Genomic DNA, 20,583 nt, shown 5'->3' with positions numbered 1-20,583 from the left:
GTACACACATGCAAAATTCCTTTTACCATTATTATTTTCAATGTAAAGTTACTTCTCCCCCCAACATATACTGTTCAAAAGCAAAAGGAAGTGATCTCATGTATTACGGAACAAAAGGCTGGTACGTAGCTGAACTAAAAAAATTAGGTGTGCGCTATCATGAAGGACGAAAACTAGAAAGTTACCGCGGACACATATTACGCAATTTATTAATCGCACAACAAGAAAAATTAAAAGAACAGTAATAGACTCCTATCACAATATCAACTTATCTCCACCTGCAAACTGCCAATCAATCACACATCAAACTACACTAAAAAGGTCACCCAAACGGGTGACCTTCCTTTCTTATTCACAAACAAGAATTTGTCTAGTAAATGATCCTTTTCTTGTAATACAGCGATCTGTAATTTCAAATCCTGCTTCATGGATCATGTCATCCATTGTTTCCATCGTGACAACGACTACCTTTTTAGCAATGCGGCGCGCACTTGAAAGAATGGAGAGCTGGTCTTCTGGTGTGGCATGCGTAAATAAGTCGTATGGCATATCGATAATGGCAACGTCATAGTTCTCAGTAATTTCCTCAATTGGACCTTTTGTTACTGTTCCTTCAAATCCAAAATGTGCGATGTTTTTTCTCGTTCCAAGAACTACAAGTGGATTAATATCTCTACCAACGATATTAATCCCCATAGAAAGTGCTTCTACTACTACTGTTCCAATACCGCAGCACGGGTCAATTGCTCGTACTCCCTCTGGATTTGGTACAGCGATATTTGCAACTGATCTCGCAACACGTGTGCTAAGTGATGTCGAATAGCTATGCGGTTTTTTTATGTGATGATACCAAACTGGTTCGCTTTCTACATAGTGCCCGAAGTACCAGCGTCCTCCAAGAGGAACAATCCCGAATACACGCTCTGGATTACGAACATCCGCTTCTCCTTCGATATGCATGCCAAGGTCTCGTTCAATAAGACGTCTTTCTCCATATTCAATTTTATTCTCCCCAACGAGGTCATTGATTTTAACGAAAATAACTTTAAATGTCGCTCCCGCCAAATCAATTTGTTCCACTTGTTTTAAAATGCTTTCTAAGTCGTCCCCTTCATACATAACCTCAACGCGCTCTTTCATAAACGCACTTCTACTCGGGTCAATTTTTACATCACTTTTTAAAATATTAACGTGGGACTCCATTCCAAAGAACGAGCGCATTTCCAAGTAACATAAAGCACGCTCCTCCTCACGAAATGCATACGTATATATACAGGCAGGTGTTTTACTATGATTATTCAATCTATTATCATCCTCTATCGTTTAAAATTGTTATGATTACAATTACTCAATACTTTTCTTTTGTATATAAAATTAAATGATATCATATGCCGGAAATAAAGAGAAACGTTAATAAATAAAAGAGACTGCCAATGGCAATCTCTTATTATTTATTAACGGAAAGAAGACACGTTGTTACCCATTTCTTCATAGTAATCTAAAATACCTTGATAAATAGCTTCCGCTGCATTTTGTCTTTGCGCTGGTGTAGCTATTTTATCTGCATCACTTTTATTATCTACAAATGCTAATTCTGCTAATACAGCTGGCATTGTATTTTCTCTAATTACGTATAAATCGCCTTTTTTCACACCACGATCTTTTGTTCCCAGTGCATCTACAAGACGCTCTTGAATTTTTTCTGCTAGTAAACGACTTTCTGATACGTTAGGATTTGTTCCTCTTGCTGTCGCTGATTCATAGTAGAACGTTTCTGTACCTTGTCCATTTTTCTCTTCCGTGCCATTACCATGAATGCTTACAAAAATATCCCCATTATTTTTTTGAGCAAATTCTACACGTTTCTTTAAAGAATCAGAAGCACTTGTTCCTGGACGTGTATCATCTGTACGAGTGAATAACACAGTAAATGGTGTCTTTTTCTCAAATATCTTCTGTAATCGCAATGATACATCTAATACAGTTTCACTTTCTTTCTCATAATAACCTGGATTACCTGAATCAACTCCGCCATGACCTGGGTCAATGATAATCGCTTTTCCTTCTAAGAAGTTACCCTGCTTCACTGGATTTAATTGATTTTTATTAACCCATTGGAAACCAGCGCCCATGCGGATACGAATCCAGCTGCCGTTCTCTTCAATAACAGTTACTTGTTGTGCGCTATGTGTTCCCATTACTTTTGAAGAAGAAGAAGCTTCTGCATAAGTAGTGAATCCTTCATTAATAACTTCTGTTTTCTCTACTAAAGGTGTCCATTTATCACCTTTACTTGTTGCAATTTTGATCCATCCATCTCGTTCTTCTTTAATTTCAACCATTTGTGGATTATGCTGATTTGCACTAATCCCAGAACTTAATGATGGTGCGTGATATGTAATGAATTTTCTATCTATGTACATTTTCTTTGTTTCTACTGGACGATCACTATTCTTGCTAAATTTATCTGTTTGCGCAGTAAGCTGAGCTGCTTGTTCACGCGTAATAGAATCATTCGGTTTCCAGCCATTCTCTGTACCTAAAGAAAGTTTTAATTCTACTAAAATATTAACTTCTTCTTTACCCCAATGATTCTCTAAATCAGCGAATTTTGTAGGAACTGGTCCTGTTACTTTGCTCTTCAGATTATATGCTCTTACAAGCATAGCTGCCATTTCAGCACGAGTTACTTTTCCTTCAGGATCAAATACTCCTGGTTCTCGCCCTTTAATAATATTCTCTTTTTCCATGGCTGCAATAAATGAAGCTGCCCAACTATTTTTTGCATCATTATAAGACGGCTTTGCATTTGGATCTACTTTAGCCCCAATTGCTGTTGCGATAATCTTTGCTGCCTGGGCACGTGTTAAATTTCCGTATGGCATAAAGTTACCATCTGGCATACCGTTAATTACATTTCTCTCTACTAAATAATAAATTGCGTCTTTCGACCACGCACTATCTGAAACATCAGGAAATTTCTTCGTTTCTGCTAAACTACTAATTGGATGTGCTAGTAAATTTGCTGCTAATAAACCTGCGGCTATTGCTTTGTACTTCATGAAAAATAAATCTCCTCTCAAAACTTCATATTCATACATTTTTTTTAATCAAGCTAACTAAAACATATTAACTATTAATTAATTCCTTTCATAGTGTATAACATTATATATCTATAGTAAACACGTTTCCGGCCGTATAACAAAAATCGCATATATATAACTTATAATGAATGTATATAAAATAAAACTTTAATCAGCCCACAAATAGCGGGCTAAAAAAGCGATTAGAACATGTCTCCTAATCGCTTCGCCAAATAAAAAGCTGATTAAAAATAATATTTTTAATCAGCTCTCTATTATCTATGAAATTATTCTTCAATTAAATTAGACATTACATATGCATACACTAATGATTCTGTATGCGCAATAGAACTTTCATGTGTACGTTCAAATGCGTGAGAAGAATCAATACCCGCTCCAATTAACGCATGTTTCACGTCAAATCCCGCACGAATCGCAGCTGATGCATCAGATCCGTAGTACGGATAAATATCTACTTTATATTCAATATGATTCGTTTTCGCAAGCTCTACTAAATGTTTACGTAAAGCGTAATGGTACGGGCCGCTAGAGTCTTTTGCACAAATAGATACTGTATATTCATCAGATGTTTGTCCATCACCTAACGCTCCCATATCAACTGCTAAGTATTCAACAGTTTCTTCTGGAATATTAGAATTACCACCGTATCCAATCTCTTCATTATTAGAAATTAAGAAATGCGTCGTATATGGTAATGTTACGTTTTCATCTTGTAATCTTTTAATTAATTTTAATAAAATCGCAACACTTACTTTGTCATCTAAATGACGTGATTTTATGTATCCACTCTCTGTAATTTGAACGCGCGGATCAAATGAAACGAAGTCTCCTACTTCAATTCCTAATTCGCGTACTTCATCAGCTGAAAATACGCGCTCATCAATACGAACTTCAATATTTTTCTCATCGCGTTTTGCTTCACCTGCATCTTTATATACATGTACAGATGTTTGATGCATTAAAATCGTTCCTGTATACGTCTTGCCACTTGATGTTTCAATTTCGCAATATTCTCCTTCTACAGAGTTCCAGCGAAATCCACCAATCATAGAAAGACTCAGGCGACCATCAGGCTTAATTTCTTTCACCATCGCACCTAACGTATCAACGTGTGCCGTTAATAAGCGGTGCTGCGCATCATTCTTCCCTTTTACCGTTAAAATAAGAGCGCCTTTATTGTTACGTTTCGTTTCTACATTCCACTCACTGACATAGTTTTCAATAAAATCAATAATTTTTGCTGTATTTCCAGACGGACTCGGAATAGAGACAAGCTCCTTAATAAGTTCCATCGTTTCTCTCGCATGATGTGCCATTGTCGTTTCCTCCTCATTTTCTCTACTATTCAGTATACAAAATTCACCAGAAAACCTCTACTTATATAGCTTAATTTTCTAAATTGTAGTAAAATTCTTTTTAGTATACAAAAGGAGTCCTGAAATATGAATATATCAAAAAAATATATACACATTGCACTCATTTGGTTTTTAGCATCATTATTTTGTTTACAAGTTTCTTATGCCGTTCATACTACTACTTCTATTACAATCAGCTGGATATTAACAGCTATTTTCTTCATTATTAGCTTCATTGCAACAAAAAAGCATAGCGTTACTCATTAACGCTATGCTTTTCCTATTAAACTATTCTTCCGAGACATCTAATAAATAAATCCCTCTTTCAAATCCACCGCGCTCTACTTCTTTTTTCTTACGAAGGCGTTCCACATCTTCAATTGATGCACCTTCCGCACGTGCTAATGAAATGATTACTTCTAGTGCATCCGCAAGAGAATCTAGCGCATGTTCGCGTTCTTTCATAGAAGCAAATTCACGAATTTCTTCCGTTCCAATTTTCGCTAAAGCTTGTATGTATGCTTGACCTGTTAATTTTTGTGCGGTATACGTTTTTCCAGACATTAAAATCTTCTCTGGAACACGATCTCTTACTAACTTGTTATATGCTGACATCATTCATCCTCCTATATTTAATAACACCCGAGCTCTGCTTTATAGAAAAACCATTTTTTCTTCACGCATGCACTTAACATATCAATTCCTGATTCATGTGCTCTTACATGCGGAAAGAAATAGTGCTCTGAGTTTTCTTCCTTACCATATAGAGTTTGGTACTCATCTGGAATCGCTTCTTTTTTCACATCTTTTTCTTTCGTCACCCCACCAGAAAACGCAACACTTGGATGTCCCTCAAAAAATAACGCAGTCCGAACTGCCAAAGATGGTGTACTATGCAAAGCAGAATATGTAAGCAAAATAATAGTGATAACACCGATCATTCTCTTCATGTATTACTCCTTAAAAAAAAGTGCTAACACAATTATACTAAAATGTGTTAGCACTTTCTCCCCTTTATCCCGAATTAACGAGCTACTCATGAGGAATGGACAAACTTTATTCCCCTTTAAATGCTGGTAAACGTTTCTCTAAAAACGCAGCAATTCCTTCTTTATGATCCGCTGTTTGTCTCATTGCATATTGACCACGCTTTTCTAATTGCAATGTTTGCTCTAAATTAGAGCGATTTACTTCACATAAAATTTGCTTCGTTTGAATCATTGCTTTAATCGGTTTTTGTGACCATTCATTAATTTTTTGCTTCACAGCCGTTTGGAAATCTTCGCCGATTACTTCATCAATTAAGCCGATATCAAGCGCTTCTGTCGCTGATAATTTCTTACCTTCCCAAATAATTTGCTTCGTCATATTTTCACCGACGCGCTTTTGAAGGAAGAAATGACCGCCTCCATCTGGAATTAAAGCGATTCCAATAAAGTTCATCGCAATAACAGATGATATATCCGCCATTACATAATCAGCTGTTAACGCAATACTTAACCCAAGACCTGCAGTTGGTCCATGAATTGCACTAATAACAAGCTTTGGCATCGTATATAACGTCACGACAACTTCAGAAATAGTATTCATAATGCCATCAAACTTACTTTCATCATTACTTGAAAGCATCGATTTAATATCCCCACCCGCAGAAAAACCACGGCCGTTTCCGCATAACACAACGATATGCGCAGAACTTTCCGCTACTTCTTTCAACTTTTGTAATAACTCTTTTAATGTCGGCTCATCTAACGCATTTAACACCTCTGGGCGATTGACCATAACCGTTGCAACGTGGCCTTCATATTTCACAACGACAGATTCTGTTTTACTTGTTATTTCCATTATATATACCCCTCTTTTCTCCATAAAGATTATACTTATATAATTATAGAGAACCATTGAAAAATCCTTCTTTTTTCTCAATTTTCTGTCTAATAATCTCGCAATTTGTACATATACCGTATAAAACATACAATTCCGTTGAAAAATATAGAAATTAAAGTCGGTTTATCCATGCTTTTCATCTATTTACCATTACAATGAAATGGTGTATTCTTAAGTTTGATAAAAAACAAATATTGAAATTCATTCGCCTTACTATGTAAAAAAGGCTTTATACCCATCTTTTGGGTGTTGTAATAAAGGAATGAAGAACTGGAGGAACATATGGTTACTAAGTTGAAACAAACGGATAACTACTTCCCACATTTCCTATTGCTATTCATTGTGTTTCAACCAATTTTAGATTTATTAACATCTTTTTCAATCTATATATTACACATGAGCGCAACAGTTGGAGTTGTAGTCCGTTTCGCCTTTATGCTTCTTGCATTAGGATACCTACTTCTTCATCACAAACAACAAGATGCGAAAAAGTACATCCTCTATTTATGTTTACTCGGAATCGCACTCGCAATCGGTCTTGTAAATAATATGATGGTTAAATCTCCAGTTTCATTTGGAGAAGAAGTTAAATTCATCTTAAAGAGCATATATCCAATTGTGCTACTGTTTGGATATATTATCGCCTTTAAAGAGCTAAAAAATAAAGAGTATGTATTTCATAAAATCATTACATATTTCTTATATGCAACTTTAATTTTAAGCATCACAATGATTGTCGCAATGCAAACTGGAACAGATTTCCCAAGCTATCCTCACTCAAAAATCGGTTCAAGAGGTTGGTTCTTCGCTGGAAATGATTTAAGTTCTCTTTTCGCCATTATGTTCCCAATCATTGTCTTATATTCGATACATAAAACAACTTCTTTCTCGAAAATATATTACTGGATTCCAACAATACTTGCGATGTATGCAAGTATTATGGTCGGAACGAAAGTCGGATATGGCGCAATTGTTATTACATTAGGCGTAGCACTTTTCTTCTCATTCATTGAATACATGATAAATCGTAAAAAAGAAGGAAAAGGATTTACACATATTGTAAATACCATTGTTGCCGCAGTTATACTAGGAGGTTTAATTGCTCTTACACCGCATACTCCTATCGCAAAAAATATGGGCATTCACATGCAAATATACGAATACAAAAAATCAGTACAAGAAGAGAAAGATCGAAAAGAAGGAAAAGTAATTAAAGAAGATCCAGAAGATGCAAAAAAACATGCAAAAGGTGAACTTACAGATTCTGAAGTGAAAAGTTTAATTTATAGTGATCGCGACAAATTCTTAAAAACATACAAACAATACTATAAAGACGCACCGCTTTCACAAAAACTATTCGGAATGGGTTACGCTGGTAACTACACAGATAAAATTAAATTAATTGAAATGGACTTCCATGACCTATTTTTCGCCTTTGGCATTGTCGGTTTCCTTATTTACTTACTACCACTTCTATACTTCGGTATTAAATTATTCATCAGCATGATCACAAACTTTAAGAAAATCATGAAAGTAAAGTATATGCTATTAGCGAGCACACTCGTTCTATCACTTGGCATTGGTTTTATGTCTGGCCACGTATTAACAGCGCCAGCCGTTAGTATTTTCTTCGTTGTTATACTCGCTTATATCATTGTTGATTTTGAAATTGAATAGAAAGAAGGTGCTACGAAATGTCAGTAGCACCTTCTTTTTTATTTAATTAATGTTTTACGTACTCTAAGCTTTCTTTTGCGATATAGGCTTCAGTTACAGTAGGATTATCTGAAATAACTTTAATCCACGCTTTTCCATTTATTATTTCTTCACCAGTAACTGTGACAACTACATTTGTATTTAAACGATACAGTCGCTCATTTGATATACTAGGATTCTTTTTCACTTCTACGTTATTCATCACACGTGCAAGTTTATACTTGTTGTATTCTTTTTTACCTAAATAAGAATCAAAACGGTTCATATGCCCCGCTACTTTTTTACCCCAGTTCGCATCAGATGCATATTTCGCATTTAAACCAGCAGCTTTATCACCTGTATATGTTGCTGTATAACGCCAATGTCCTGGATTTAAATATCCTTCATTCATGTATAATTTTGCTGCATGTTCAATACAATCTTCTTTTGAATTAAATGCTTCCCCGTTACCATATGGACTATCGTCTGTTGCTTTTAAACCAAATAAATTATTTTTATCTTTTGCAAGAGCGCTTGTTCCATAATAACTTTCATGGATTGCTAATGAATATAAGAATAATGCATTTACATTATACTTGCTTTCTACTTCTTTAAATTTCTTTCCTAAACCAATTAATGGAGAGTCTGGCTTAATCGATTTCACATAACTATCTAGTTGTTCAGCTGTATAATTTGTTTTCGAACGTAATGATAAATAATTGAAATATTGATAGAAAGTTTCATCTCCAAATGTTTTTCCATCTACACTATACATTTGCTGTCCTTGCTTCATGAAAGAAGGTGCCACACCATATCTAAATTCTGTATATCCAGGTGAACTTGTATTATATGTATAATATTTATGGTATAAATATCCATCTGATTTCACATAATAAGACGACTGTTTCATTTCATTTGTAGGAATTAAAGTGATTTCATTCTTCTTCACATAACCTGTCAAACCAGAAAGTTGAACTTTCACACGATCTTCGCCAACTTCTAACACTTTCAATTCTGTTCCATACTGAATATACGTATATACTGTTGACAAATTCTCATCATAAATATTAATGATGTTTTGCCCAGTTATTCTTTTCGCACTTGCAAAACCATCTTTAATCCATAAGAATTCGTTCTCGTATTTTACCGCATTCATACCTTTATTTTGAGCAGCCGTAACTGCCTCTTTATACGTATTATAGCGCTCTACTTCTTGCTCTGTTCCGTTTTCTCTTACATTTGTCACAACATATTTCTTAGTTTCTACAGGATTGCTATTTCCGTTTTTTTCAATCGTCTGAAGCATACGATCCAACATAGCTGAAGCCATCCCTCTTGTAGCTGATAAATGTGGTCTAAATGTATTATCTTCTGGATACCCTTTAATAATTTGAGTAGCCACCATAACTTGTACATGCTCTTTATAGTTAATACTATCTTTATCAGTAAAGGTAAGCGGACTTACAGCTACTTTAATATTTTTATAGTCTAACGCTCGCTTTACCATTATCGACATTTCTTCACGTGTAATCACATCATTTGGTGAGAACGTCTCGTTCGTACGACCATTAATAATTTTCGCTCCATATGCTCTACTTACACCATCATATAAACCGTAAGTCTTCGGCACATCCTCGAAATTCGAATCAGCTTTCGGTAAATTTAAAGACCTTGCTATGAATGTAGCAAACTCTGCTCTTGTTACTAATTTATCAGGCGCATATACATTCTCACCATACCCCATTAAAACTCCTTTAGTAATAAGTGAGCGCATATGCGTCTCAAACATATGTCCTGTAATATCATCATTTGCCGCATAACTTGAAATAGGAGTTAAAAGTAATGATCCCGTTAATGCCACTGCTGTTATACCTTTTGAAAAAGTCTTCAAGGTTATCCTCCTCGTAATCTACGAATTTATTATCACAAATTTGATTATATAATAATCGCAATCATTTTAGCATAATAAATAAGAATTAAAATAAAACGTTTTTATAATTATAATTTTCATTAAATTCAAAACAAAAGACACTTTACTTTTTTAATAAAGTGTCTTTTTCCATATGATCAATGAGTTTCTTTGTTGCCTGTTTGCCTTGCAACCGAAGCTCATCTATTATTAATTGTAACTCTTGCTCCACAGTTCCTTGTTGCATTAATTGCTTTTTCGCAATTTCATATAAATACTCCGCACTCCATTCGCCATCCACACTTCCTATAACTGGCTGATTCACTTGACTTAAAAACGAATCAATTTTCGGATCGTACGAAATCCCGACCATTGGAGTTTTGGCTACAGCAGAAAAAACAAGTGCATGAAGACGCATACCAATTAGTAATGAACATTGTGATAAAATGAATATTTTCTCGTCGATATCCATTTTATATGGAAGCATATACGTCTCTTCTCCCATTAAGTCTACTACTTCACGCGAAGCTTTTTGATCAAATGGCTCATGCATTGGAACAAATAGAATTTGGTATCCTTCTTGCTTTAATTTTTTTAATGCCGTAGCTAATTTTTTTACATAATCTTCTTTTGAATTCCAATAACGCACACTAACCGCGATTACTTTTCCATGTATCGAATGCTTTTGCAACCAATCCGATTGTTTTGTCCGTTTCCATGTTAAAACAGGGTCTGGAACAATTTCAATATCGTTTTTTATGCCAAGTTCTTTTAAATATAAAAACGAATCTTCATCTCGAACTGATACATAGGAAGCTTTTGACAAGTTCCATTTTACTAATAGACGATTATATCCTTTTGTAATTGGACCTATTCCTTGTGAATAAATATAATACGGCTTTTTTAATAATCGAGCGAGTCCCATAATACCCGTATAATATAGAATACTCTTCGTACTTGTCTGATCTTGAAGAAGGCTCCCGCCACCGCTAATAACTCCATCACTGTTTTTGATTGCATGATAAACAGCTTTTATATTCCAGCGATCTACCGATTCTACACCATACCTTTCCTTTGTATATTTAGAATCATTTGATAGTACTACTAGTTCTATATCCGGGTTCTCTTTACTTAACGATTCAATAATTGATTGTAGAATCGCCTCGTCTCCAACATTATAAAAACCATAATATCCTGATAAGACTAAACGCACCCTAAATCTCCTCCAAAACTAGGTAACCGTTTATTTCATCTAACATAAACTGGTACCCATTCCTTACCTAAACACTTAATACCCTACATAGTTTCCTCTTTATCAGCTCATATGAATTTTAATAAAAAATTAAATTTTTATATTTATCTTTTCAAAAATGGTATTTTTTTTATTGATATCCATTTTAATTTCAAAGCACATACACCATACAAAATGGTTGTAATACTTAATGCTATACCACTGAATAATAACGTCATAATTCTTGAAGATGTAACATCTATCACATTACATAGTTCATACAATCCTAGTCCGAAAATACATGCTATTGCTAGCACACCGAAAAAGTTTTTGAAATGAATAGAATAGGCAATATAGCTTCGAATATACAAATGATTTACAATACAAATCAATACGTAAGTAATTAATGTACTATACGCCGCTCCATCTATGCCAAACTTCTGCACTAACATAATGTTTAACACGACTTTCACACAACTCGCGCCAATAACAATCCATGCAGCTTGTGCAGAACGATTAATCCCCTGTAAAACACCTATTGATAATACCATAACCGCAGTAAAATACGAACTGCCAATCATAACTGTTAACATACTACTGCCTTTTACGTCTGTGAACAATCCGACATTTAACGGTACTGTTAATGCCATCAACCATACTGTTAATGGTGCTGTCCAAACATGCGCTAGTCGGTTTGTATTTTGAATTGTTATTTTCGCCAAATTTATATCTCTTTTGGCCAATGCGGAAGTTAAGAGTGGTATTAACGGAAATACAATTGCACTTGCAAAAATAACAATTATTTGCGTGAATGCAAAACCGCGACTGTATATTCCAAATTGTTCTTGAATTTCTGTTGATGATCCTTGTAATACATGCGGTATTGTAAGCGAGTCTACTAAATTTAAAAGCGGCATTGATAAAGCTCCGATAGCGATTGGGATCGATACCCGCAATATCTTTTTGCCGTTTTCTCTTAAATCTCGGAGCGAATAGGAATTGCTTTTATTGTAGTATGGACTTCTATTATATTTTATACGCAAATATATAAGCGAACTAATGACTCCAAGAAAAGAGCCAACCATCGCACCACTAGTAATAACAGTATTACTCTTATCCCACGATACTAGTATGTAAGCAATTATTAACATAAAAAACACACGGACAAATTGCTCAATGACTTGTGATACTCCTGTTGGTTTCATATCACCGAAACCTTGGAAATACCCTCTATACACCGCCATGTATGGCGCAATGAGTAATGCTAATGAAGTAATAAGCAACGGCATTCTAGTTTCTTGTCCACCGAGCATATTTGCAATTTCAATAGAAAATAATACAATGACTAAACAGCCGAAAACGCCAAATGCTATCCCTATAATTGACGCTGATTTAAATAATTTCGCAATTTCCTTTTGCTTATTTTTTTCGTTCAACTCTGCAATTAGTTTCGAAATTGCAAGTGGAACTCCGGCTACCGATAATGTAAGAGCAATCATATATACAGGAAAAACAAGGCGGAAAATACCTAGCACTTCATCTCCTGCAATATTTTGTAATGGAATTTGAAAAAAACTACCAAGCAATTTCGACAAAAAAGTTGTAATGGTTAAAATTGCTGCTCCTTTTACAAATGTTTTATTCATATTTTTTCTCTTTTCTTTTATACATATACTCTCAAACATATTGTTTTAAACGATAGGGATTCACTTTATCCCATTGGTTATCATAACAAATTTATTATAGGTTGAATACTTGGTTTTTTTTTCAAAATAGAAAACAGAACCAATTCAAACCTATCTCTTCACAATCTTTTTCTAATTCCTTCCATTATATATGTACACATTATAACCGTTTCTGTTACGCAAAAAGAGCTCTTCCTCTCTATCACTGCGATACATATTACTAAAAACATTATAAGAATATCCCACAACTCTACATTATAATTTATGTAAAGTTGTGAGATATTCTAATTGCCATCTAAACACTTAAGATTTTCAATTGCTCTTTCTGTTCATCGCTTGCCATTACTACAATTGTTTTTTCAATACTTGGATGTACTTGCTCAAGCTTTACACTTGCCCCTACTTTATTTGATTGCTCAACAAAATTTAATAATGCCATAGCTCCTGATACATCCATATAACGCACATCTTTCATACGTAATACAACTGGTGACTTCACATCTTGTAAAGTAGAGAAAATACGATCTACTGATAGGAAAGAGAGCGGTCCTTGAATTGTATACGTTTCTTCTCTTTCTTTTACGATAGAAGTTTTACGTTCTTTACATTTCACCATATATATGATGAACGAAAGAATAATACCGAATGCAACGGCAATCATTAAATCGAACTTCACCGTTACAATCATCGTTACGAGCATAACAACGACATCACCTTTAGGAGCGACATGCATCTTTTTCATGCTTTCCCAATCGAACATTCCAATACCAGTTAAAATTAAAATACCTGATAATACAGCAAGTGGAATATATTGTACGACCGAACCAAGACCCATAATAAAAATAAATAAGATAACACTATGCATACATGCCGAAAGTGCCGTTTTACCACCACTTCTTATATTCACGATAGATCTTACAGTCGCACCTGCACCTGCTAATCCGCCAAACAATCCGCTCATCATATTACCGATACCTTGTCCAACAAGCTCTTTATTACTTTTATGACGCGTACCTGTCACATTATCCATTACGACCGATGTTAACAACGAGTCAATCGATCCTAATAAAGCAATACTAAGCGCTGGTAAAATAAGTGCTGCTATTCCTGTTCCACTTAAAGATGGAATATGAAGCGTAGGCATCGCTTCTGGAATGGTTCCAATCTTTTCAATTACTTTATTTAGTGAAAGATTTCCGATAATCGGTAACTTTACTGCAAGTCCTTCGAGTAGAGAAGAAAATAAAGGAAGCAAAGCTGTCACACCGACTAGTGCTACTAAACTAGACGGAATCGCCTTAATCCATTTGCCAGAAACAATCATTACAATAATCGTTAACACAACAAGTAGAAAACTATTTTGTACATGCTTTATTTCACCTAAAATAATGATTAATGCAATACCATTCATAAATCCTGAAACGACAGGATACGGAATATATCGAACGTAAGAACCGAGCTTACATACACCGAATAAAATTTGAAATAATCCTGCCATCATAAAGGCAATAAAACTTGCCTCTAACCCGTGCGTCGCAATAACTCCAGTTGCGATAACGGTAATTGGTCCAGTTGGCCCCGTTACTTGCCCAGGTGTCCCGCCAAATAACGCTGCGAATAAACCTGCAAAAATCGCACCATATAATCCAACAAGCGCTCCCTCAGACGTTCCTGTCGCGGCAATACCAAATGCAATCGCAAGTGGTAACGCAACAATCGCAACAGTAAATCCTGCTAAACATTCCTTTGCTATTTTTTGAAACATAAAAAAACCACCTTTGTATAAAGTCCATGTTCCATTGTACACCTAAAAAGATACATTCGTTAGCTCACTTTTTACATTCTCGTGACGTAAACGGATTTAATGAAAAGTTTCCCCCTTATCTTTGGAAACAATTGCAACTATGCTATAATGAACAAATTAAATCTTTTACTATATACTTGGAGGCACTATGCTAACTTTTGAAGAAAAATTATCGATTATTGAATCTTTCCCAGAACTAGAAAGAAAGAACGTATCATTAAAACGTGTAAACTTCCACTTTGAAGAAAGTCGTTTAGATAAAAAGAACGTTGTATTTCATTTACACCCAAATGGAAATGGATTTGTGTATGCAAGCGGTATTAAAGGTTACAAAACGGATGATAAAGGTATGGTTAACATCCGCGAGTTTTCAGCAGAAGAGTTACGTTCAGTAATTGAGAAATCAATTGACCTTCTATCACAAGAAGAAGTAGTAGCACCTGTAGAACCTGCGAAAGAAGAAGAATGGCAGAACGAAGATGGTCATATTCTTACTCTTATTTCAGAGGATGACATGTGGAACGTGTACGCTGGTGTAAACTTAGACGGTACATTCAACTCTTATCCAGAAGCTGCGGAATACCTTGATGAAGAAGGTTTTTCACGCAAATAAAAATAGAAAGTGGGTATCCCCCACTTTCTATTTTTTTGTCCCTTTCAATGACTCCCTCAGCACAAACTTCTGCAACTTCCCGCTCGCATTACGCGGAAGTTCATCTACAAATAAATAATGACGCGGACGCTTATAATCTGCTAATTCGTCACTTTCTTTGCAATACGTTTCTAAATCAGCTTCTGTTATTGTTTCATCTTTCTTCACAATAACTGCCACCACACGCTCTCCCCATAATTCATCTGGCTCACCAAGTACCGCTACATCTAATATACCGTGATGACTATGAAGGAAATCTTCAATTTCACGAGGGTAAATATTTACACCACCGCTAATTACCATATCATCAACGCGATCTGCAACGAATAAATAACCATCTTTATCGAAGTATCCTAAATCACCAGAATGATACCATCCTTTATACATCGATTTTTTATTTGCCTCTTCGCGATTATGATAGCCAGCCATCATAGTTGGGCCACGTAAAATAATTTCTCCCACCTCATAAGGAGGTAATACATCATCTGGTTCTGCCGGTGCCTCCTCGTTCGGTTTCACAATACGAACTTCGTGGCTAAAGCATGGCGTGCCTGCTGAACCAGCTTTCGTAATTTGATCCTCCTCTACGAGAAACGCAACAACTGGTCCCATTTCTGTCATTCCGTATATTTGAACAAGGTCAATATAAAGACGTTCTTTACATTCCTTCACTAACGCCGGCGCCATTGCCGCTCCGCCATATATACCAATTTTCATTGAAGTTAAATCATACTGAGTTAAATCTTTTTGCAACAACATATTCCACATCGTCGGTGCTGCAAAGAACGTCGTAATCTTTTCTTCTTGAATCGTATGTAATACTGTTTCTGTATCAAAATGATGCAAAATAACATTCTTCCCGCCAACTTGAATGCGTGGTATGATTCCGGCATTTAATTCACCACAGTGATATAAAGGCGCAACAACAAGCCCCACACTATCTCTATTATATTTTAAGAAATACGTACAAATCATACTATGCTCAGCCATTTCACGATGACGATGTAACACACCTTTCGGATGACCTGTCGTACCGCTCGTATAAAGCATAGAACAAAAGTCCATTTCATCAATTTCGATATTTACTTTCTCAGAAGATGCTGCATTCACTTTTTCATGGTAGGAACTTGCATAGGAAGGTTTATCGTTTTCTATAGACCAAAAAGATGTATTTGGAAAATCTCGTTCAATGATAGCAACAGTTGACTCAACTGCTTTTTCAAAGACAACGACTTTCGAGGATGCGTCCTGAAGAATATAAGATACTTCTTTCGCCTTTAAACGAAAGTTAATTGGGTTAAAAATCGCACCAATTTTCGCACAAGCTAAGTAAACGTTTACAAATTCATGGCAGTTATATAAGTAAACAGATACCGTATCTCCCTTTCTTACTCCGTCTTCTAATAAAGCGTGTGCCGTTTTATTTATTTGTTCGTCCCACTGTTTATATGTCCAGCGAATATTTTTTTCAGGTTCCACTAACGCCTCTTTATTCGGATACTTACCAACAGATAAATCAAAAATTCTCCCTATCGTCATGTACATGCCAACAATTTCCCCCTTTTCTCTTTCATAAATCTATCATTTCGTCCATAAGTAGACATTGTCCTTCAATGTTTTGACTAATTTTTCTGATTATTATCGACATAGTTTTACAACACGTGCAAACCTTTGATACATGAAATTATATTGGCGATTTTTCAAATATATCGACCGCAATTCAATTTATAGCAGCGATTTTTCGAATATATCGCCTTACTGACAAAAGCTGACAATATAAAAAAGAGAGTGTTCCGATTTGGAACACTCTCCTTCTTATACAAATAGCTCTTCTAAAATTTTCAGTTTATCTTCTGTATATTTTACAAAGCCATCGTTATATGATTTTGGATCTTTCGGATTTGCGAAGTGCGTAATTGCCCCCGTCTTCGGATGAACAAATTTACTTGATGCACCGCAACCAAGTCCGATAATTGATTGTACTTCTTCCATAATGACAATGTTGTAAATACTCTCTTGCGTCGGCATTGCATAACCAACGTTCTCTAAGTTACCTAAAATATTCTTTTGACGATATAGGTAATATGGTACGTAATTATGCTTTTGCGTCCACTCTTCTGCTTCGTGCATCATCGCTGTAATCTCTTCGCGACCTGCTACTTTATATTTACGTTTGTTTTGCGTCATTTCAGAAGCACGTTTAAATGATAACGTATGAACTGTTAATGATTCTGGCATTAACTTTTCTGTTTCATCTAACGTATGCTTGAAGATATCTAACCCTTCACCAGGAAGACCAATAATTAAGTCCATATTAATATTGTTCATTCCCATTTCACGAGCTAAATGGTATTTCTCAATTGTTTCTTCTACAGTATGGTGACGTCCAATTGCTTTTAGTGTCTCTTGATGATATGACTGCGGATTAATACTAATACGGTCAATGTTCCATTTATTTAACACTTCTAGCTTTGCTGGCGTAATCGTATCTGGACGACCTGCCTCAACTGTTACTTCACGTACATTTTTCACGTCTGGGAACGCTTCGTACATTTCTTCATACAGCATATCCATCTCTTCTGCTGTAATACTTGTAGGTGTACCGCCGCCATAATAAATCGTCGTAACTTTCACACCTTTTTCTTTTAAAAACTTACCAATTTCACGAACTTCATAATGTAAACCACCTAAGAACGAATCAACAGACCCTTGGCGTCCATTAATCGCATAAGCCGGGAATGTACAGTATGCACATTTCGTTGGGCAGAACGGAATACCGATATAAATACTTACTTCTTCTTTCAAACGGTATAAATCCGGAACAACTGCTAATTGGCAATCAACAATGCGCTGAAGAAGTTCAATTTTCTCTTCATGAATTAAATAACTTTCACGAAGTTCTTGATGCGCTTCTTCCTTTGACATACCATTTTGAAGCATTTTATGAAGAAGTTTCGTCGGACGTACTCCCGTTAAAATACCCCAGCTTTGTTCAAGTCCAGTTAACTGCTGAAGAACAGAAAGATATACATAAGAAACAACGTGCTTCACTTGCTTCATACGCTCTTTTTCATCTGTGAAAGCAGATAAATCTTTCGAGAATGTTTCTTCATACACATTTCCTGTGCTAACATCCGTTAATCGAGCGGATGCTTTCACATTATCCTCAATGTGTATATCAACGATCAGATTCGCTTCCTCTTGTTCAAATCCAATCGTACTATCTTCAAAAAATAAGCCGCCAATATTTTGTAGCGGACGTAAAAAACGATCATCTTGTAACGTTTTAATTGAAATTAACACATTATCACCTTTTCATTTGCAAACTCTCTTTAGTTTACTTGAAGGGCGTTTACAGGTCAATACAGAAGGTTTTACCTGTTTCTCTTACATTTTTTCAAATAATTCTTTTTATGAATATCGCTCATGTATATAGACATCCTGATTTTCTCTTGTTAAAATTTATTAGTGTTAAAATCGATACATAGTGAAAATACAATATAAAAAGGAGGAATGTTAACACTAGATTCTATAATCTAATGTGTTAAAAAAAATATGAAAAAGAAATTTTATAGTGTTTTAACTCTCTCTCTTGCATTACAAACTGTTCTTGCACCTACTTATTCATTTGCAGAGAGTGCTGAAAAATCCGCCGAAGTATATACGGAAGATCAAGTTTTTAAAAGTATTAAAGAGCATGTTAATGAGCATAGTACTCATGAAGAAGATATCGAGGTTACTGGCCAATTCCTACTATACACTTCAAAAAAACATTCATTATATACCGCGAATGATTTAAAAAACAAATCGAATATCGAGATTACAGAACAAGTCGTAACGGCGACAAAGAAAAAAGGAAATGCTTACTACATAACGACGCCAACTGGCGCTGGATGGATAGATAACAATGATAATAGCTTAGAAGTTCAAGAGATTCATAAACTATCTAACCAAAAATTAATCGTAAAAGAAGAAGCTTCCATACATGCCCTTCCGTTCCAATCGTTTAAAGAAGAAGGGAAACTACAACCACAAGTCATTACTCCTACTGAACAAGCTGGAAATTGGTTTAAAGTCCAAATAAACGAAACAGCAAAATGGATTTATGCACCTTCTGCTACATTTGAAGGTACAAAAGCTTCATTATTAAAAAACAGTCGTACTGCTAAAAATAGTTTATTGAGAGCTCCGGAAGCTCTACAAACAAACAATATTTATGGCGTTACATTTAAAGAAATGATTGTCCCAAAAGGAAATGACGATATTCGCCCCGGCTACCCGATGGTACCTAAATATATTACGATTCACGAAACGGCTAATACAGCGAAAGGTGCCAATGCTCTAAATCATGCAAAATTCTTAGATAATCAAGCACGCGGAACAGCTGATCGCGCCGCATCTTGGCATTTCACAGTAGATGATAAAGAAATTTATCAACATCTTCCAGTAAATGAAGTTGGATGGCATGCTGGAAATAAAACTGGAAACTATGAATCTATCGGAATTGAAATTGCCGTTAATCAAGATGGAAACTATGAAAAAGCGGTAGAAAATGCCCGTAAATTGGCAGCTTATTTAATGAACGACTTAAATATTTCTCTAGATAAGGTCCAAAAACACCAATTTTGGTCAGGAAAAAACTGCCCTGCGTTTATGATTCAACGCGGACAATGGAATGCTTTCTTAAAAGGAACTGAAACATACTATAAGGAAAACCAAAAAGATCCAGTAACTGATGACATTACAGGTGGATGGTATGAACAAGACATTCGTCAATTAGCAGCTAGAGGCATTATGCAAGGAGAAGGGAACGGCAAGTACTTCCCAGAACGTCTTGTAACGCGTGCTGAATTCGCTACACTAATTACTCGTGCTTTACAATTACCAAGTGGAAATGCTAAGTTCACAGACTTAGAACAAGTACACCCATCTTTAAGAGACGGTATTAATCGTGCAGCAAGCGCAGGCATAATCCGCGGACGTGGTGATAATACATTTGATCCAAACACCACAATTACACGTGAAGAAGCTGTTATTATGATCGATCGTTCTCTAAAACACGCTGGTATTTTTGCAAAACAAGTTGAACTACCATTTGTAGACCAAAACTTAATTTACGCTAAAGAAGAAGTACAAAGAGTGTATGGATTTGGAATTGTAAAAGGTAATGAATTTAATCAATTCGTACCAAAAGGACCATCACAACGCGCTCACGCAGCTGCATTTATAAACAGAATGCTTAGCGTAATTGAAGCTTAAAA

16 protein-coding genes and 1 pseudogene are annotated in these 20,583 nt (G+C 35.5%); 5 read left to right on the top strand and 12 right to left on the bottom strand.

Translation table 11 applies throughout. The annotated features are described in order from the left end of the window. Positions 1-15 precede the first annotated feature (15 nt). A pseudogene (locus NZ044_RS04790) lies at positions 16-245 on the top strand (YflJ family protein). A gap of 103 nt (positions 246-348) precedes the next feature. Here the strand turns inward: NZ044_RS04790 and NZ044_RS04785 are convergent. The 3 genes from NZ044_RS04785 to NZ044_RS04775 all read right to left on the bottom strand — a co-directional run bounded on the left by NZ044_RS04785 (position 349) and on the right by NZ044_RS04775 (position 4,420). After that, on the bottom strand, positions 349-1,302 hold the full coding sequence (locus tag NZ044_RS04785) for a TRM11 family SAM-dependent methyltransferase (protein WP_001059321.1): 954 nt from the start codon (positions 1,300-1,302) through the stop codon (positions 349-351). A gap of 152 nt (positions 1,303-1,454) precedes the next feature. After that, positions 1,455-3,062 (bottom strand): N-acetylmuramoyl-L-alanine amidase, encoded by a 1,608-nt coding sequence (locus NZ044_RS04780; RefSeq protein WP_000875337.1) that lies wholly within the window; start codon positions 3,060-3,062, stop codon positions 1,455-1,457. A 308-nt stretch (positions 3,063-3,370) separates the two neighbouring features. Next, positions 3,371-4,420 (bottom strand): M42 family metallopeptidase, encoded by a 1,050-nt coding sequence (locus NZ044_RS04775; RefSeq protein WP_000930044.1) that lies wholly within the window; start codon positions 4,418-4,420, stop codon positions 3,371-3,373. A 126-nt stretch (positions 4,421-4,546) separates the two neighbouring features. Here NZ044_RS04775 and NZ044_RS04770 point away from each other — a divergent pair, with 126 nt between their 5' ends. After that, the gene (locus NZ044_RS04770) at positions 4,547-4,726 is read left to right on the top strand and encodes a hypothetical protein (RefSeq protein WP_098505547.1); all 180 of its coding nucleotides are present in this window, start codon (positions 4,547-4,549) and stop codon (positions 4,724-4,726) included. Between the two features lie 21 nt (positions 4,727-4,747). On the opposite strand, the gene NZ044_RS04765 is transcribed toward NZ044_RS04770, so the two are convergent. From NZ044_RS04765 to NZ044_RS04755, 3 genes are all read right to left on the bottom strand, one after another. Next, complete coding sequence (locus tag NZ044_RS04765; RefSeq protein ID WP_001277348.1) at positions 4,748-5,074, bottom strand: nucleoside triphosphate pyrophosphohydrolase; 327 nt, start codon at positions 5,072-5,074, stop codon at positions 4,748-4,750. A 17-nt stretch (positions 5,075-5,091) separates the two neighbouring features. Then, on the bottom strand, positions 5,092-5,409 hold the full coding sequence (locus NZ044_RS04760) for a hypothetical protein (RefSeq protein ID WP_000827125.1): 318 nt from the start codon (positions 5,407-5,409) through the stop codon (positions 5,092-5,094). 106 nt (positions 5,410-5,515) lie between these two features. Beyond that, a complete protein-coding gene (locus tag NZ044_RS04755) occupies positions 5,516-6,328 on the bottom strand; it encodes an enoyl-CoA hydratase (protein WP_001999174.1) in 813 nt (270 codons plus the stop codon). A gap of 300 nt (positions 6,329-6,628) precedes the next feature. Here NZ044_RS04755 and NZ044_RS04750 point away from each other — a divergent pair, with 300 nt between their 5' ends. Then, the gene (locus tag NZ044_RS04750) at positions 6,629-8,023 is read left to right on the top strand and encodes an O-antigen ligase family protein (RefSeq protein ID WP_098505548.1); all 1,395 of its coding nucleotides are present in this window, start codon (positions 6,629-6,631) and stop codon (positions 8,021-8,023) included. A gap of 46 nt (positions 8,024-8,069) precedes the next feature. Here NZ044_RS04750 and NZ044_RS04745 read toward each other — a convergent pair whose 3' ends face one another. From NZ044_RS04745 to NZ044_RS04730, 4 genes are all read right to left on the bottom strand, one after another. Beyond that, positions 8,070-9,932, bottom strand: a complete 1,863-nt coding sequence (locus tag NZ044_RS04745) for an S-layer homology domain-containing protein (protein ID WP_000847500.1) — start codon at positions 9,930-9,932, stop codon at positions 8,070-8,072. A gap of 142 nt (positions 9,933-10,074) precedes the next feature. Next, positions 10,075-11,163 carry a polysaccharide pyruvyl transferase CsaB gene (csaB, locus tag NZ044_RS04740; RefSeq protein WP_001241599.1) on the bottom strand — a complete coding sequence of 363 codons (1,089 nt, stop codon included), beginning with the start codon at positions 11,161-11,163 and terminating at the stop codon, positions 10,075-10,077. A gap of 143 nt (positions 11,164-11,306) precedes the next feature. Then, positions 11,307-12,827 carry a putative polysaccharide biosynthesis protein gene (locus NZ044_RS04735; RefSeq protein WP_098505549.1) on the bottom strand — a complete coding sequence of 507 codons (1,521 nt, stop codon included), beginning with the start codon at positions 12,825-12,827 and terminating at the stop codon, positions 11,307-11,309. 334 nt (positions 12,828-13,161) lie between these two features. After that, entirely contained in the window at positions 13,162-14,631 is a 1,470-nt protein-coding gene (locus tag NZ044_RS04730; protein WP_000486648.1) for a SulP family inorganic anion transporter, read from the bottom strand. A gap of 187 nt (positions 14,632-14,818) precedes the next feature. On the opposite strand from NZ044_RS04730, the gene NZ044_RS04725 reads away from it, so the two are divergent. Continuing rightward, the gene (locus NZ044_RS04725) at positions 14,819-15,283 is read left to right on the top strand and encodes a hypothetical protein (protein WP_000954998.1); all 465 of its coding nucleotides are present in this window, start codon (positions 14,819-14,821) and stop codon (positions 15,281-15,283) included. Positions 15,284-15,310: 27 nt separating this feature from the next. Here NZ044_RS04725 and NZ044_RS04720 read toward each other — a convergent pair whose 3' ends face one another. Beyond that, positions 15,311-16,867: a fatty acid--CoA ligase gene (locus NZ044_RS04720; protein ID WP_000281977.1), complete on the bottom strand. Its 1,557-nt coding sequence runs from the start codon at positions 16,865-16,867 to the stop codon at positions 15,311-15,313. Between the two features lie 270 nt (positions 16,868-17,137). Further along, entirely contained in the window at positions 17,138-18,625 is a 1,488-nt protein-coding gene (locus NZ044_RS04715) for a coproporphyrinogen III oxidase (RefSeq protein ID WP_000908777.1), read from the bottom strand. Positions 18,626-18,877: 252 nt separating this feature from the next. Here NZ044_RS04715 and NZ044_RS04710 point away from each other — a divergent pair, with 252 nt between their 5' ends. Beyond that, a complete protein-coding gene (locus tag NZ044_RS04710) occupies positions 18,878-20,581 on the top strand; it encodes an S-layer homology domain-containing protein (RefSeq protein ID WP_017762833.1) in 1,704 nt (567 codons plus the stop codon). Positions 20,582-20,583 lie beyond the last annotated feature (2 nt).

The sequence above is a fragment of the Bacillus sp. FSL K6-1338 genome, assembly GCF_038006965.1.
Taxonomy (GTDB): domain Bacteria; phylum Bacillota; class Bacilli; order Bacillales; family Bacillaceae_G; genus Bacillus_A; species Bacillus_A thuringiensis_S.
This window is presented reverse-complemented; position numbering and strand designations above follow the sequence as displayed.

Coding starts and splice junctions, on each gene's coding strand:
- NZ044_RS04780 (WP_000875337.1), bottom strand. CDS start 3,062: ATGAAGTACAAAGCAATAGCCGCAGGTTTATTAGCAGCAAATTTACTA.
- NZ044_RS04775 (WP_000930044.1), bottom strand. CDS start 4,420: ATGGCACATCATGCGAGAGAAACGATGGAACTTATTAAGGAGCTTGTC.
- NZ044_RS04770 (WP_098505547.1), top strand. CDS start 4,547: ATGAATATATCAAAAAAATATATACACATTGCACTCATTTGGTTTTTA.
- NZ044_RS04765 (WP_001277348.1), bottom strand. CDS start 5,074: ATGTCAGCATATAACAAGTTAGTAAGAGATCGTGTTCCAGAGAAGATT.
- NZ044_RS04760 (WP_000827125.1), bottom strand. CDS start 5,409: ATGAAGAGAATGATCGGTGTTATCACTATTATTTTGCTTACATATTCT.
- NZ044_RS04755 (WP_001999174.1), bottom strand. CDS start 6,328: ATGGAGAAAAGAGGGGTATATATAATGGAAATAACAAGTAAAACAGAA.
- NZ044_RS04750 (WP_098505548.1), top strand. CDS start 6,629: ATGGTTACTAAGTTGAAACAAACGGATAACTACTTCCCACATTTCCTA.
- NZ044_RS04735 (WP_098505549.1), bottom strand. CDS start 12,827: ATGAATAAAACATTTGTAAAAGGAGCAGCAATTTTAACCATTACAACT.
- NZ044_RS04730 (WP_000486648.1), bottom strand. CDS start 14,631: ATGTTTCAAAAAATAGCAAAGGAATGTTTAGCAGGATTTACTGTTGCG.
- NZ044_RS04725 (WP_000954998.1), top strand. CDS start 14,819: ATGCTAACTTTTGAAGAAAAATTATCGATTATTGAATCTTTCCCAGAA.
- NZ044_RS04720 (WP_000281977.1), bottom strand. CDS start 16,867: ATGTACATGACGATAGGGAGAATTTTTGATTTATCTGTTGGTAAGTAT.
- NZ044_RS04710 (WP_017762833.1), top strand. CDS start 18,878: ATGAAAAAGAAATTTTATAGTGTTTTAACTCTCTCTCTTGCATTACAA.